Source organism: Bacteroides sp. HF-4919, assembly GCF_018860125.1.
The window spans coordinates 144,350-159,779 of record NZ_JAHKNF010000001.1 but is presented as its reverse complement, the minus strand read 5'-3'; the positions used below and the strand labels follow the sequence as shown (position 1 = coordinate 159,779).

At 41.5% G+C, this 15,430-nt stretch carries 15 protein-coding genes, 1 tRNA gene and 1 pseudogene; 9 read left to right on the top strand and 8 right to left on the bottom strand.

Annotated features, from left to right (window positions below):
• Nucleotides 1-16 precede the first annotated feature (16 nt).
• The 7 genes from traN (at nt 17) to KO473_RS00635 (ending at nt 5,440) form a co-directional block, all read left to right on the top strand.
• Nucleotides 17-1,021, top strand: a complete 1,005-nt coding sequence (gene traN / locus KO473_RS00665) for a conjugative transposon protein TraN (RefSeq protein WP_216035072.1) — start codon at nt 17-19, stop codon at nt 1,019-1,021.
• Between the two features lies 1 nt (nt 1,022).
• Nucleotides 1,023-1,607 carry a conjugal transfer protein TraO gene (locus KO473_RS00660; protein ID WP_005819959.1) on the top strand — a complete coding sequence of 195 codons (585 nt, stop codon included), beginning with the start codon at nt 1,023-1,025 and terminating at the stop codon, nt 1,605-1,607.
• Nucleotides 1,608-1,610: 3 nt separating this feature from the next.
• On the top strand, nt 1,611-2,225 hold the full coding sequence (locus KO473_RS00655; RefSeq protein WP_005819960.1) for a DNA methyltransferase: 615 nt from the start codon (nt 1,611-1,613) through the stop codon (nt 2,223-2,225).
• A 12-nt stretch (nt 2,226-2,237) separates the two neighbouring features.
• Nucleotides 2,238-2,678: a DUF3872 domain-containing protein gene (locus tag KO473_RS00650; protein WP_005819961.1), complete on the top strand. Its 441-nt coding sequence runs from the start codon at nt 2,238-2,240 to the stop codon at nt 2,676-2,678.
• The gene (locus KO473_RS00645) at nt 2,675-3,247 is read left to right on the top strand and encodes a hypothetical protein (protein ID WP_005819963.1); all 573 of its coding nucleotides are present in this window, start codon (nt 2,675-2,677) and stop codon (nt 3,245-3,247) included. The genes KO473_RS00650 and KO473_RS00645 overlap by 4 nt, the downstream gene beginning before the upstream one ends.
• On the top strand, nt 3,244-4,110 hold the full coding sequence (locus KO473_RS00640) for a hypothetical protein (RefSeq protein WP_005819965.1): 867 nt from the start codon (nt 3,244-3,246) through the stop codon (nt 4,108-4,110). Before KO473_RS00645 ends, KO473_RS00640 begins: the two co-directional genes overlap by 4 nt.
• Nucleotides 4,111-4,393: 283 nt before the next feature.
• Nucleotides 4,394-5,440 (top strand): DUF4852 domain-containing protein, encoded by a 1,047-nt coding sequence (locus KO473_RS00635; RefSeq protein WP_005819967.1) that lies wholly within the window; start codon nt 4,394-4,396, stop codon nt 5,438-5,440.
• A 68-nt stretch (nt 5,441-5,508) separates the two neighbouring features.
• On the opposite strand, the gene KO473_RS00630 is transcribed toward KO473_RS00635, so the two are convergent.
• The 8 genes and pseudogenes from KO473_RS00630 to KO473_RS00595 form a co-directional block, all read right to left on the bottom strand.
• Nucleotides 5,509-6,096, bottom strand: coding sequence for a hypothetical protein (locus KO473_RS00630; protein ID WP_216035071.1), 588 nt, complete (start codon nt 6,094-6,096; stop codon nt 5,509-5,511).
• 8 nt (nt 6,097-6,104) lie between these two features.
• Nucleotides 6,105-6,314: a DUF3873 family protein gene (locus KO473_RS00625; protein WP_005819969.1), complete on the bottom strand. Its 210-nt coding sequence runs from the start codon at nt 6,312-6,314 to the stop codon at nt 6,105-6,107.
• A gap of 289 nt (nt 6,315-6,603) precedes the next feature.
• Nucleotides 6,604-6,825, bottom strand: coding sequence for a hypothetical protein (locus tag KO473_RS00620; RefSeq protein WP_005819971.1), 222 nt, complete (start codon nt 6,823-6,825; stop codon nt 6,604-6,606).
• 4 nt (nt 6,826-6,829) lie between these two features.
• A complete protein-coding gene (locus KO473_RS00615) occupies nt 6,830-7,099 on the bottom strand; it encodes a hypothetical protein (protein WP_032537473.1) in 270 nt (89 codons plus the stop codon).
• Nucleotides 7,100-7,754: 655 nt separating this feature from the next.
• Nucleotides 7,755-8,450, bottom strand: coding sequence for an NYN domain-containing protein (locus KO473_RS00610; RefSeq protein ID WP_005819973.1), 696 nt, complete (start codon nt 8,448-8,450; stop codon nt 7,755-7,757).
• A gap of 84 nt (nt 8,451-8,534) precedes the next feature.
• Nucleotides 8,535-8,951: a virulence RhuM family protein gene (locus KO473_RS00605; protein WP_005819975.1), complete on the bottom strand. Its 417-nt coding sequence runs from the start codon at nt 8,949-8,951 to the stop codon at nt 8,535-8,537.
• A 98-nt stretch (nt 8,952-9,049) separates the two neighbouring features.
• Nucleotides 9,050-10,283, bottom strand: a pseudogene (locus KO473_RS00600) (site-specific integrase).
• Nucleotides 10,284-10,556: 273 nt separating this feature from the next.
• Nucleotides 10,557-10,629: transfer RNA gene (locus tag KO473_RS00595), tRNA-Lys, on the bottom strand.
• 116 nt (nt 10,630-10,745) lie between these two features.
• Here KO473_RS00595 and ettA point away from each other — a divergent pair.
• Nucleotides 10,746-12,434 carry an energy-dependent translational throttle protein EttA gene (ettA, locus tag KO473_RS00590; protein ID WP_005776885.1) on the top strand — a complete coding sequence of 563 codons (1,689 nt, stop codon included), beginning with the start codon at nt 10,746-10,748 and terminating at the stop codon, nt 12,432-12,434.
• 195 nt (nt 12,435-12,629) lie between these two features.
• A complete protein-coding gene (locus KO473_RS00585; RefSeq protein WP_005819980.1) occupies nt 12,630-15,419 on the top strand; it encodes a TonB-dependent receptor domain-containing protein in 2,790 nt (929 codons plus the stop codon).
• The last annotated feature ends 11 nt before the right edge of the window (nt 15,420-15,430 follow it).

Sequence of the window (15,430 nt, the reverse complement as noted above, 5' to 3'; positions counted from 1 at the left end):
TTTAAAAGAAAGATTTATGAGAAAGTTAATTTTCATGCTTGCCATTGGCGCAAGTGTATGGAGTGCCAACGCACAAAAGACGGAGAAAGTAGAAAAAGTGCGGCAAGCTGCGCAAACGATCTTATCCGAAGAGGTACAGGACAAAGGGGAAGATGTGCGTAAAAGTCCATCAACGGGTGAATTGTACGGGGGGCTGACACGTGCGGTCACTTTTGACCGTATGATTCCTCCTTACGGGCTGGAAGTGACCTTCAATAAAACTGTGCATCTCATTTTCCCGTCTGCTATCCGTTATGTGGACTTGGGTTCCGCCGATATTATTGCCGGGAAAGCCGACGGTTCGGAAAACGTTCTGCGTGTAAAAGCTGCGTTGCGTGACTTCTCCCGTGAAACGAACCTTGCCGTGATCACTGAAGATGGCAGCTACTATACCTATAATGTAAAGTATGCAGACGAACCTACGAAACTCAACATCGAGATGAAAGATTTCATCCACGATGGTGAGGCGGTGAATCGTCCGAACAACTCGATGGAAGTCTACCTGAAAGAACTGGGTAGCGAATCTCCCTTGCTGGTACGATTGATTATGCAGTCCATCTACAAGAACAATGACCGCTTAGTGAAGCATATCGGCTGCAAGCGCTTCGGTATTCAATACACGCTCAAAGGTATTTATACCCATAACGGACTGCTGTATTTCCATACGGAGCTAAAAAACTCTTCCCATGTCCCTTTCAACTTAGATTACATCACTTTCAAAGTCGTGGATAAGAAGTTAGCCAAGCGTACCGCCATTCAGGAACAGGTAATTGTCCCGTTGCGTGCCTACAATTATGTAACGGTGGTAAACGGGAAGTCAAAAGAAAGAACCGTATTTACCCTGCCGAAATTCACCTTACCTGATGACAAGCAATTGGTAGTGGAACTGAACGAGCAATCAGGCGGTCGCCATCAGCGGTTTGTGATTGAAAATGCCGAACTGATCCGTGCCAGAGTGATTAATGAACTAAAAGTGAAGTAAGATGAAAAAAGTATCTGTTATACTATGTATGTTTGTGTGCTTTGTCCTCATGGACAAGGCGCATGCCCAACGCTGCCTGCCGGGTATGCAAGGACTCCGCATCACAGGCGGCATGGTAGACGGTTTTCATTCCGCTGCCGACCGTAACCAACTCGGCTATCACTTCGGTCTGTCACTCGACACCTATACGAAGCATTGCAACCGCTGGGTATTCGGTGCGGAGTATTTGCAGAAGTACCATCCCTACAAGGATATACGCATCCCTACCTCGCAATTTACGGCAGAAGGAGGGTATTATTACACCTTCCTCTCGGATGCCAATAAAACCTTTCTGCTTTCCATTGGGGGTTCCGCTCTTGCCGGGTACGAAACGAATAATTGGGGAAAGAAGCCGCTCTTTGACGGTTCGACGCTGCAAAGCGATGATGCTTTCCTCTATGGCGGTGCTTTATCGCTGGAATTGGAAAGCTATCTGAGTAACCGGGTGGTTCTGCTGCTCAATGCCTGTGAGCGTTGCTTATGGGGCACACAGACCGGAAGGTTCCATTTTGAGTTCGGGGCAGGTATCAAATTTTTAATTGATTAGCCTATGTCCAATGAAGTCTATCATATGGATTGTATGGACTTTATGCAATCCATCCCTGACAAATACTTTGACCTTGCCATTGTTGATCCGCCCTACGGCATCCAAAGAAGCCGTATCGGGTATCGGAAACTATGGAAATATTATAAACCTAAAGATTGGGATGATGCACCTCCCGATAAGAAGTATTTTGATGAATTATTCCGTATTTCTAAAAACCAGGTCATATTCGGAGGAAACTATTTTGCCCCTTATCTGTCTCCGAGCATGGGATGGATTGTATGGGACAAGGGACAAAAGCTGACAATGAGTGACGGTGAACTGGCATACACCAGTTTTCACAAGGCTTTGCGGATCGTTACCGTCCACCGTACCAAGATTTGTAAATTCGGTGGCTATATCCATCCGACGCAAAAGCCCGTTGAATTGTACCTTTGGATTTTAAACAATTACGCAAAGCCGGGACAAAAAATACTCGACACTCACATAGGAAGTGGCAGCAGCCGGATCGCAGCCTATTCGCTCGGATTGGATTTTTGGGGGTGTGAGAAAGATAAGGAGTATTTTGAACTTCAAGAAAAACGTTTTTTAGAACAGTGCCATACGAAATTGAATTTTTAATTTATAAAAAAGATGAAAAAAGTGTTTGAAACAATATTTATACTCGGTCTTATGATGATCGGTGTCGTGTGCTTATCTGCCTGTAATGGCAAATTGGACATTCAGCAGGTGTATGAGTTTGATCTGGCAACATTGCCGGTACAAACGAAAGTAGTTATGGGAGAAGAAGCCGAAATCCGCTGCCGGTTGGTTCGCAGCGGTGAGTACCGTGATACCCGTTACTTTATCCGGATGTTCCAAACGGACGGAAAAGGTCAGCTTCGTCTTGAAGACGGCACCATCCTGATACCAAATGATTTGTATCCATTGGAAAAAGAAACATTTCGCTTGTACTATAAGTCATTGAGTACAGACCAGCAGACCATTGACATTTACATTCTCGACTCACATGGACAAATGGTTCAAAAAAGTTTCTCTTTCAACAACGAAAAAAAGGAGGAGGTAACGGAATGATTTATGCCGGATATAAAAAGAGTTTGAGCAGTGACGAGCAATATACACCGCGATATGCCGTTCTGCCTATCATTAGGTATCTGCCAAGAGGTAAAACGGTTTGGTGCCCATTCGACACCGGGCATAGCGAATTTGTCATTGCCTTGAAAGAAGCCGGCTTTAAGGTCGTATTCTCCCACATTGGCACCGGACAGGATTTCTTTACCTATGAACCGGGACAATGGGATTTTATTGTTTCCAATCCTCCGTTCAGTATCAAGCGGAAGGTTGTGGAACGGTGTCTTTCACTGGGTAAACCGTTTGCCTTGTTGATGGGTAACTTATGGCTTAACAGCAGTGCGCCATGCCGCTTGTTTAGAGAAAAGGAGATGCAAATGCTCCTTTTTGACAAGCGGATTCAGTTCACGGAGAAGAACGGGGTGTATTTCGGCTCAAGCTATTTCTGCCACAAGATACTCCCCAAACAAATAGTCTTCGAGGGCTTGGAAAAGACGGGGTATCAGCGTAGCCGGATGCACGAAGATGTAGAAAGGTTGGTAATACCTATAATTAAAATCAAAGGAGTATGACGAATCAATTCGAGAAATCAGATATAGAAGCTATCCGGCAAGATCCTGCGTACTTCCAAGGACTAACGGATGAAAGAAAAACCAGTCAGGTGTGCATGGTAGGAATACAAGAAGATGGGTATAATCTTGAATTTGTGCCGGAGGGGATGAAAACGGAAGAGATGTGTCGTCAAGCACTGAATGCAAGTCCGGATTTAAGTTACGGGCACGCTGAAATATTGGCTCATGTACCTTATCCAGCCGTTTGCTTGGAGGCTTTGAAGGAGTTTGCGGATCATGTGGATTGTATAGATTTAATAAGCACTTTACGCAAAGAAGTCATCAATACAGATATTGCCATGTTTGCCGTAACGCAAGACGGGAATTGCCTTGCTGCCATACCGCTTCATCTGCAAGATGAAGCATTGGCTTGTCAGGCAACCATCACATCAGGAAACTCTGTTTTAGCCAGTAGGAACATACGGGAAGATATAAAAACGGAGAACGCCTACAAGTGTGGATTGAATGAGGAATTATTTCAATCGTTCCTGTTTATTCCGAAAGATAAACGAACTCCGGACCATTGTCTTGCCGCATGGAAATGGTTTCCTGAACAAATAACCAAACGCCCGGAAGAGATACCCGATAGTGTACGGAGCGGATGCAATCTATTTTCTCTGAATGTCCGAATGGAGCAATGTACCGGAAGTAAGTTTGAGTTTTACCAAATGGAAAATTTCTATAATGGTACACCCTTAAGAGTAAATCGTATTCAAACGCCTAAAGGAGAGTTGAAAGATACGGTAGTCAGATTTGATAAGGAGAAACAGGAGTTTTCTTTTTCCCCGGTCAGACAAGATAAGAAAAATAGGCTGAAAATCTAAAGGAAAGGAAGACAGGACAATGAATACTTTTATTATCGGTTATATATCTTTCCTTATTCTCACATGGGGCTGGTGCCTGTATGAACTTGCCCATGCTCCAACAGACAAGGAATTGTGGGGAGAAGATAAAAATAGCTAATAAATTTAAGAAAGCCCATTCACAGGATAAGTGAATGGGCTTTACCATATTAAACAGAGCGATATTCCATTCCCTATTTTTTCATCCGAAAAGAAAGAAGTATATTTGCAGCCTAAACCTAAAACACGAATAATAAGAATGGATATGAAACAAAGACTCTGCATTTTAACGATTTTCCTTTTCTCCGCCATCGTACTTGCCCATGCGCAAGAATCCTGCAACAGCTACGACGGGCAGACCTTCAAAGCAGGTGACGTGCTGCATCTGGGACAGCATTACATCTCTTCCGGTGATTATACCTGCATTAAAGAAGGTTTCACAAATGAATACGGCAGGAAACAATACAAAAATCTGAAAGACGAAAATCTGGCGTTTTCCACGGTGACGGTAAAGGGGATCATTCCTGAAAATTCCGATATATTCTACAGTAAAGAACCGCTTTTACTTGTGCAAAGTGATAAACTACCGGACAAAGAAATCTACATCCACATCAACAAGGCGATAGAACGGGGCGAAGTCATATCCTCCATACTTGAAAAGCCATTGATAGAAAACTCCGTAGAACTTACTCCGGAGCTAATGTTTGCCTGTTGTGTGCGTGTTAATAAACTTCCGGTGGATGACAATGTAATCCTTAACTATATCCATGCCATAGACAAGAAGTTGGGGCAAGAATGCCGGTCGGACAAGTTCAAATTTGAAAAAATAAAAGCGGAATATAAATTGAGACTGGAAAAGAGCATGGCGGAATTTGATTTTTCCAAAACTTACTATACTCAGGTAGATAATGTAAGAGGCGACTATGACTTTACCAAGAAAGGCTATCCGCTTTCCTATAACTCACTTGAAAGTACGATAACGAAAAATTTCATTCCATCGAACGGTTTCAACTTCTTGGTCGGTAATATTGATTTTGCCCGGTTCCTCCCATTGGATGCGGATAAAGCTGAAAAATATGAACTGCGGGGCAAAGGGGCTGAAAAGCGAAGCTATACTGCACCCAATGTCTATTCTGTCGTTTATCTTACCTTGCAGGACAAACGCATGGACTTACCGAAGGATAAATTCAATATTATTAATCTGGAAAAATTATATCGACATACGATTATTGGAGCTAATGTGAAAGGAATAGAGGTTTACGATCACCCTTCGTATAAATATAATCTGATTGGCAGCAAACAAGCCTTATAAATAGCGATACATTGAACAGTAAAACGCTGCATCTCTCTAAAGGATTTGCAGCGTTTTTCATTTTAGCCTTAAAACAGGCTCAACTGTTGCGGTTGGGTATACCGTCTTTTTAATTCCAATAGCTTCGCTTTTAGCTTGCTGATTACTTTAGGATTATAATTACCCCTATCCGAAATAGAATAGCATTCCGCTTTGTTGTACACTTTCTCTAATTCATGAATACCCGAACGGATGGCTTCTTTATAACTCGATATGGGCTTATCCCAAATAGACGGATGGCTGCCACCACCTGCGCTTCCGGTACACCAGTCAACGGTTACGGCATAAGTACCATTGATGGACTGCCCGATATGGATGCAATTGCCCGATTCCAGTTCAATGTTCTCAATGATTGGCAACATTCCAATGAGCCAGCCGTGTCCGTTAAGTTCCTTAGAAGTATAGCCAAACAGTAAGCCACGCTCATAAGTGCGGACATTATGGATAATACGATGCACACTGTCCCCGAAACTCTCGAAATAGGCAATCTGTTCTTTGTCATTCCTGCGGATAGCCAACAAATAAGGGAGCTTGGTTTCACGTTCTATCCGACATGTACGATAATCTAATATTTGTGCTATTTTCTCTTGATATGTAAATTCTGATATTGCTTTCATCAGGTTGATTATTTAATAGTTTGTAACCAAAGGTTTCTTTTATTTTTACACTCTTCCAGAGTTGAAGCGACACAACTGAATAGCTCACCACCGATATGTCTATAATCATATTGGAAATAAACACTTTCAGGTCTGTGAACCGGATGGAACGGAGCATATTTCTCAGTTCCCGGTATTGTGCATGTTGAAATGCCGTTCTCGTTCATCGTCGTTCCCATGATGCTATGCTGTATTTTTAAAATTCGACAATTAATAATCTGTAATCAAAAAGTTTCTGAGGATCACTGAATTTGCGTTGATGTATCCAACAATGATGTTTCCCGAAACCGTGAGCAAAGTAGGTAGTAAAAAGGGGTTCTTCTTCTGCGAACCGTTGGATACCTCTTCTTAGGGCTTCTTCATTCGTTGCCCATGTTATTATGTTTAGAAGTGACGCAAATAGGATCGCTACACGGTCATCGCCTATACAAATTAGATTTTCAATGATTGGTTGCATAATAGATTGTATTAAATGGTTGCCTGAATGATTTCCTGTAAGTACTGTGGATTTGCTTCGTTGAAACATACGCTTATGAAGTCTTTCTTCGCATCGCTGCATAGTTCCTTGTAGAGCACTCGAAACTGACTGATATTGCCATTCATGTAGGTTTCTATCATGTACAGATAGATATTATCCACTTCGTAATACTTGTTCTGTTGAACTGCGGTCTTACCGTATCTTGTTTTCATAAATTCAATGTATTAAGTAATTGAGTAACCAAACGAAAAGCCATAGCATGAAAGCAGCAGAGATAAGCATTATCACACAGCCGAGAATAAAGCGGAGAACTACGCCTGTTACGCATTTTGCCAACCACAGCTCGAAGAACCACATCCAGAAGCTGCCACCCCATACAAATAGACCCAAAACGGCTAAAACCACCCAAACTGCCAATTTAACAATCAAATGCGGGGGTAGATTGAGTAGCAACTTGTTTCCGTTTATTTCTTTTTCTGTTTTCATAATCATGACATTTTTTTTATGCGTTGATGAGTTGGAGTGAGCAGACTTGTTTCGGGTGCCATAAAAAGGTAGGGGTTAAGAAAAACAAGGTTTACGGAAAAAATACTCTCCGGACAGAGTACGGAGGAAGATTTTTCCCGTAACCGCTTGCGGCTCGACCTTGTTTTTCTGTCTAAGCCCGTAATTACCTTTGCACTCGGAATAAGTCAGTTCGCTTCAAATCATCTTCCGTCCATTAAAAGTGGAATGATGGCTATTGAAAACTGAAGAAGGAATAGTAAGGCAAAGCCCGTTAAAAAGAGCCTGAAAAGGCTTTAATAAAAGCAATATGATTCAGACCACAATGAAGCGTTGGAGAAGTTGAAGAATAAATAGCTTTGTCGGATTTATCCGGGTGTTATTTATTCCGTTGGGAAAAATTCCTTTAAAACGGGGTGGGTAAACAATCAGAAAAGCAACCTCTTTACATAACCGGAAAAAGAAAGGTATTTCGTTAGTTGGTGAATAGATACTATTCGACTGCTAACGAAATACTCTTCTGCGGTTATGAGTAGGCGAAAGATTATTTCCGGTACAAAGTACGGGAAATGTTCTTTTGACGAATAGAATGTACTTTTCATCCATTGGAGTGGGTGGAGAACATAGAAAAGAACCTCTATTTCTTTAATCTGATTATTTTCTTAATGCTCTTTCCCTCTTGAACCTCTATGATTTCGTACTTTCCCAAACGTTCATAAAGAATTAGCAACGTCTTACATTGGTATCTCCGGATATTATATTTAGGTATGTGTTTTCTTAGAAGTGATCCCATTACAGATGTAGATGCGGTTTCACCGTCTGTTGATGCTTCCTCAAACACTTTGTCAAAAAGGGGCGCATCCCTCTGAAGGAAAAAGGCAGGGGTGTTCTCGGCAGGGAAAATTTCCTTGTCGGAATACTGGAACTTACTGCAGGTATTGACAAACGAAAGCGGAGTTTTACTTTCTCCATACCCTAAAATCAACAATCCGGCTTCCCTGATCCGTTGGGTAAGCAACGTATAGTCACTGTCACTGGATACAATACAGAATCCCTTCACCATTCCGGCCAGTAAAATATCCATCGCATCAATAACCAATGCAATATCCGTCGTATTCTTCTTGCTGACGTAGGAAGGGGCTTCTATTAACCGGAATGAAGTTTCGTATGCTACCTCTTTCCATCTGTTGGATGAAGGCTTCGTCCAATCCGCATAAACTCTTTTAATGATGGGATTACCATGTGTTGTGGCAAAGCGAATGACTTCATTCAACTTTTCCGGTGAAGCGTTGTCACCGTCTATCAATATAGCTATCGGAAGATTATTGGCCATTATTCGTTATTTTATTCAAATATAGTCGTTCTTCTCAGAAAGAGAAAGCCTTATCCCCGAAATGTTGGATAAGGCTTCCGGAAATTAGTTACGGATGTAGGATTGGGATTTACCCTGACTGAATACAATCAACATTTCTTGTGGCTTCTTTTCCATCCGATTGTATTCACAAAGGGCGTTCATCACCCATTCACGGAAAGCTTTGGCATATCGTGAATCAATACGGTAACTTAAAAAGATGATGGCTTCCAGATTGTAATAGGTAACATAGATATCATTACCTCGTTCATTTTTTAGTTTAATTTCCATAGTAACTTCTTCCTCCCTAAGCAAATGGGACTTGAATATGGAACGAAAATTATTTCCTACCGTTTGCAGATACACATCAAATAGACGTGCGATTTCGTGCTTGAACATCCAAACGGTGCCGTTTACCATCTTGACTTCGACAATAGGTTTGCCGATTTCTTCTTCTGTGATTTTAATATATCCTCTTTCCATAATGATTTTGTTTAGGGGTATAATTGGTTATTTATATTTTGTTATTTTATGGTTTCGGTAAAATAATAATATAAATCTTGCCGGAACGCTGTTATTAATCAGGGATTGACTATGGCGATAGTACGTTTTCCTTTGTTTTGGAGTTTCTGTTCTAATATTGCCATATCGTGACTTAATTTCCTATCTACCACACGGGCATAAATTTGTGTGGTTTGGATATTTGTATGACCTAACATCTTGGAAACACTTTCAATAGGTACACCTTGTGTCAAGCAGATTTCTGTGGCAAAAGTATGCCGTGCAAGGTGGAAGGCATACTTCTGCTATCTCTCCCAAATATTCGTTCATCTTCTGATTGCTGATAACGGGAAGGAGTTTACCGCCTTTCAGCTTGCCTTCGTACTTAGCTAATATCTGCTTGGGGATTTCAAGCAAAGGTACATTGGAATCTACTCCCGTCTTTTCACGCTTGGTCATTATCCAAAGTTTTCCGTCAAAAGCGAGTCTGATGTTTTCTTTGGTCAAATTGCACAGGTCGATATAGGATAATCCGGTATAGCAGCTAAAAATAAACATGTCACGTACTTGTGTCAATCGGGCAGACGAAAATTCTTTATTATAAATAAGGTCTATCTCGTCCTGATTGAGATATCCTCTGTCCACTTTGTCAAAACTGAACTTGAATGAACCAAAAGGATCAATAAAATTCAATCCGCTGTTTTTTGCATATATAAGTATGGAGTGAAAGCGTTGTACAAACTTCATTGCAGTGTTGTTATTGATGCCATGTTCGTTTCTTAAATAAAGATAGAAGTTCTCAATGAACACTGCATTGATTTCACGAATAAAGATATCAGAAACTCTATACTTCACTTTCATAAAATCTATCAAGCGTTGCTTGGTTAACTCATAACGTGAATAAGTCTTTTGTGTAGCTGTTGTTCCTACTTTGTTTTTATATTGCAAATTATGTTCTGTAAAGTAAGTGAGTAGGCTGTGTTGCTTTTCCTCAATCCCCAATACTTTATTGCGTAACTTCTCTGGTTCTACATATCCGTTGTTGTTTAGCTGTTTGGTGTATTGTATGGAGATTTGACCACGTAAATCATCCAGTTCTTTGTTCAACTTGGATATTTTAGCACTGGTGCTTTTTCCGCTTTTATTAACTGCACGACCTGATTTTATATCCCAATCTTCAGGAAGAATTGTTTTCTTCGTGCTGAATTGCTTGGTTTCTCCATCTACTGTGATACGTGCCATAATGGTCACTGTTCCGTCTTTCTTCGGTTCGTTCTTCTTTAAATAGAAGAGGATTCTAAATGTACTTTTCATACCGTAACGTTTTTAATTTGCAAAATTAGTTTTCTATGTTCGGGATGAAGCGAACTAACGAGTGACAATATGCGACATATCAATGACTTAGCATTAAAATCGTTACGATTTTCTCCGTAACAAAATACCGTAACGATTTGGTAACGATTATTAGTCTGAAATTGGCTTTTGAAGTTCTTTTTACTGTCCGTATGGGGTAAGAAAAAAGCTCCCTAAACCGTTAGTTTAGAGAGCTTTGTCATTGTTTGGCGGAGTATTGTCGTTTCTCCTAAGTGATCCGCCTGGGGCTCGAACCCAGGACCCCAACATTAAAAGTGTTGTGCTCTACCTGCTGAGCTAGCGAATCAATCCTTTATTGCTGTTAAGCGGGTGCAAAGATAGAGCTATTTTTTATAATTGCAAATAAATTCCGAACATTTTTGTTATCTTTGTGCCATAAATATCAATACACATTATTTATATATGGCTGACGATAAAAAAATAATTTTCTCGATGGTGGGAGTAAGCAAAGCTTTCCAACCTAACAAGAATGTGCTAAAAGACATTTATCTTTCTTTCTTCTATGGAGCTAAGATTGGTATTATCGGTCTCAACGGTTCGGGTAAATCTACTTTGCTGAAGATTATTGCCGGTCTGGAGAAGTCTTATCAGGGAGAGGTGGTTTTTTCTCCCGGATATTCAGTAGGCTATCTGGCACAGGAGCCTTATCTGGATAACACTAAAACAGTGAAAGAAATCGTAATGGAAGGTGTGCAACCCATTGTTGATGCACTGAACGAATACGAAGAAATTAATCAGAAGTTCGGTTTGCCTGAATATTATGAAGATCAGGACAAGATGGATCAACTTTTTGCACGGCAAGGGGAGTTGCAGGATATTATTGATGCGACGGATGCCTGGAATCTGGATAGTAAACTGGAACGTGCAATGGATGCTCTCCGTTGCCCGCCCGAAGATCAGTCTGTGGCTAATCTTTCGGGTGGTGAACGTCGTCGTGTGGCGCTTTGCCGCTTGTTATTGCAAAAACCTGATATTTTATTGCTCGACGAGCCGACCAACCATTTGGATGCTGAGTCTATCGACTGGTTGGAACAGCATTTGCAGCAATACGAAGGTACGGTAATTGCTGTGACACACGACCGTTATTTCCTTGACCATGTGGCTGGATGGATTCTTGAACTTGACCGTGGCGAAGGTATCCCCTGGAAGGGTAATTATTCCAGCTGGCTGGAGCAGAAAACCAAGCGGATGGAAATGGAAGAGAAAACTGCCAGCAAACGTCGCAAAACTCTGGAACGTGAGCTCGAATGGGTACGTATGGCACCCAAGGCACGTCAGGCTAAGGGCAAAGCCCGTTTGAACTCGTACGATAAATTGCTGAACGAAGATGTGAAAGAAAAAGAAGAGAAATTGGAAATCTTCATACCGAACGGTCCTCGTTTGGGTAATAAGGTGATCGAGGCTAAACATGTGGCTAAAGCTTACGGTGATAAACTGTTGTTTGACGATCTCAACTTTATGCTTCCTCCCAATGGTATTGTGGGAGTTATCGGACCGAATGGTGCCGGAAAAACAACTCTTTTCCGTTTGATTATGGGACTGGAAACTGTTGATAAGGGTGAATTTGAAGTAGGGGAGACCGTGAAGGTGGCTTACGTAGACCAGCAACATAAAGATATTGATCCGAATAAGAGTGTTTATCAGGTAATTTCCGGCGGAAATGATTTGATCCGCATGGGAGGGCGTGACATTAACGCACGCGCCTATCTTTCACGTTTCAACTTTTCGGGTGCTGATCAGGAAAAGCTTTGTGGAGTACTTTCCGGTGGTGAGCGTAATCGCTTGCACCTTGCCATGGCATTGAAGGAAGAAGGAAATGTATTATTGCTCGACGAGCCGACCAATGATATTGATGTCAATACTCTGCGTGCACTTGAAGAAGGTCTGGAAGATTTCGCCGGTTGTGCTGTTGTCATTTCGCATGACCGTTGGTTCCTCGATCGAATCTGTACTCATATTCTTGCTTTCGAAGGCGATTCGAACGTGTTCTACTTTGAAGGCTCTTATTCGGAGTATGAAGAGAATAAATTGAAACGACTTGGTAACGAAGAACCTAAGCGTGTGAGATATAGAAAGCTGATAGCTGACTAATACTTAACAATATGTAAGCCCCGCAATTGATTTGCGGGGCTTTTTTGTTTCATAGAGCTATAATATGTTTATCTCTCTTAAAAAATTGTAGCATCTTTGTAATGTATATATAAAGAATATTAATTACCTTTGTACTCCAAAACGTTTATTTACAATTTATTAATTAACAAGTTCTATTAACTAACAAAGAGAATTATGAGAAGACATCTAATTCATTTCCTGCTGGTTGCAGTACTGACGGTATGCTCTGCCGCTACGGCTATTGCCCAGGTAACAGTGAAAGGTCAAGTTGTGGATGCGGAAACAGGTGAGCCATTGATTGGTGCAGCCGTAACGATTGTCGGTACTACCCAAGGTAGTGTGACTAACCTGGATGGTGAGTTTACACAGAAAGCTGCCTCCGGTTCGACACTGCTTATCAAGTACCTTGGCTACAAAGACTTCAGTAAGAAGATCACTCACAAAGGTGGTACTGAAGATTTGGGCGTGATTAAAATGGCACCGGATGCAATGGTATTGAACGACGTTATCATTACATCTTCCGTTGCTGTTTCGCGTAAAACTCCGGTAGCTGTATCAACAGTTGACCCCGTCTTTATCGAAGAAAAACTCGGAACGCAGGAATTTCCTGAAGTTCTGAAGTCAACTCCGGGTATCTATGCAACTAAGCAAGGTGGTGGTTTTGGTGATTCCAAAGTGAACATACGTGGTTTCAAGACTGAGAACTCTGCTATGATGATTAATGGCGTTCCGATGAATGATATGGAGTGGGGTGGTATCTACTGGTCTAACTGGGCCGGTTTGAGTGATGTGACTCGTAGCATGCAGGTACAGCGTGGTTTGGGTGCGTCAAAGGTAGCAGCTCCTTCTGTGGGTGGTTCTATCAACATCGTGACAAATACAATTGATGCCAATAAGGGCGGTTTCGTATCTTATGGTATGGGTAATGACGGATTAAACAAGATCCTGTTCAAGGTATCTACCGGATTGACTAAGTCAGGTTGGGCTATGACCCTTTTGGGAGGTAAGACCTGGGCAGATGGTTATATCCAGGGAACCGACTACGAGGCTTATAACTGGTTTGTGAATATCACAAAACGTTTCAACGACAATCATCAATTGTCATTTACTGCTTTTGCTGCTCCTCAGTGGCACAATCAGCGTGGAAATAAAGACGGACTTACTATCGAGGGATGGCAAGAAGTTGCTAAAAACTATATGAATGGTGAAAAGCCTTATCGTTATAATCCTACTTACGGTTTTGGATTGAATGGACAAAGAAAATCATCTGCATATAATGTATATAATAAACCTCAGTTGTCGTTGAACCATTTATGGCAGATTAATGATAAATCAAGCTTAAGTACAGCCTTGTATGCTTCTATCGGTCGTGGATATGGTTATTCCGGTCAGGGATTGACCAGTGCTGATCGTAGCAACTGGTATGGTAGTAACAGTGGAAAGCTGAATATGACTTTCCGTAAAGCTGACGGTACATTTGCTTATGATGAAATCTATGCTTTGAACGAAGCCAGCGAGAACGGTTCGGTTATGGCTATGTCGAAGTCTAAGAACTTCCATAACTGGTATGGTCTGCTCTCTACTTATACAACCAAGATTGGTGACTATTTTGATTTTTATGGTGGTATAGACTACCGTTATTATAAAGGTACGCATACGAATGAACTGGTTGACCTCTATGGTGGTGACTTTTATGTAGATTCCAGTTCAAGAACCAATGTGCTTACTTCCAACAATTCCGCTGCTGCTGCCGGTTCGGCATTCGTAAATCAGAAGTTGAAAGTGGGTGATGTGGTTTATCGTGACTACGATGGTTATGTAATGTCTGAAGGTGTGTTTGCCCAGGGTGAATACAACAGAGATAAGCTGAGTGCTTTCATTTCCGGTTCGGTTTCTAATACCGGTTACTGGCGTTATGACCGTTTCTACTATGACAAGGCACACGCTAAATCAAAAACCACCAATTTTATCGGATGGAATGCAAAAGGAGGTTTGAATTATAACCTTACCGAAAATCATAACGTTTTTGCTAATATCGGTTATATCAGCCGTGCTCCTTTCTTCTCGGGCGGTGCTTTCCTGAATTCAACTACCAGCAATGCGACTAATCCGGATGCAGTAAACGAAAAAGTTTTCTCTTTCGAAATCGGATATGGTTACCGTTCAACGTATTTGACGGTGAATGTCAATGCTTACCACACTCGCTGGATGGATAAGACTACTACTCGTTCGCAAGATATTAATAATTACTACGAAGGTAGTCTTAGCGAGCCTTATGATGCAAATAAGCTGGTTTCTACCAAATCTGTTATCAATATGCAAGGTGTAAACGCCTTACACCAGGGTGTTGAACTTGATTTTGTTGCAAGACCTTTCCAATGGCTGGATTTGAGCGGTATGTTCTCTATCGGTAACTGGCGTTGGGATAGCAATGCATCAGGAAGTTTCACTGTTGAAGGTCAGTTTGTAAACAGTGCATCTATTAAGGGAAATGATGGTAAAGATATAACAGTTCTTGTTAATGCCGCAGCCAATGGGTTGGAACCGGGTACAATGAAACTGAACCTGAAAGATGTGAAAGTGGGAGGATCGGCGCAGACTACTGCTGCTTTGGGTGCTACTTTCAAGATTGATAAGGCCATCCGTCTGGGTATCGACTGGAATTTATACGCACGTAACTATGCTGACTGGGCATTAACCTCAAACGACCTGGTGATGAACAGTGAAAAAGACTTTTCTACTCCCTGGCGTATTCCGTCAGCAAGCACATTCGACTTAAACGCAAGTTACAAATTCAACTTTGGTAAGCTGAATGCAGTGCTGTCAGGTAACGTGAACAACTTATTCGACCAGACTTATATTTCTGACGCTACAGATGGTAGCAATCACGACTGGAAGACCGCTTATAATGTGTTCTACGGATTTGGCCGTACTTATAGCTTGAGATTAAAAGTTAATTTCTAATCTAAAACAGG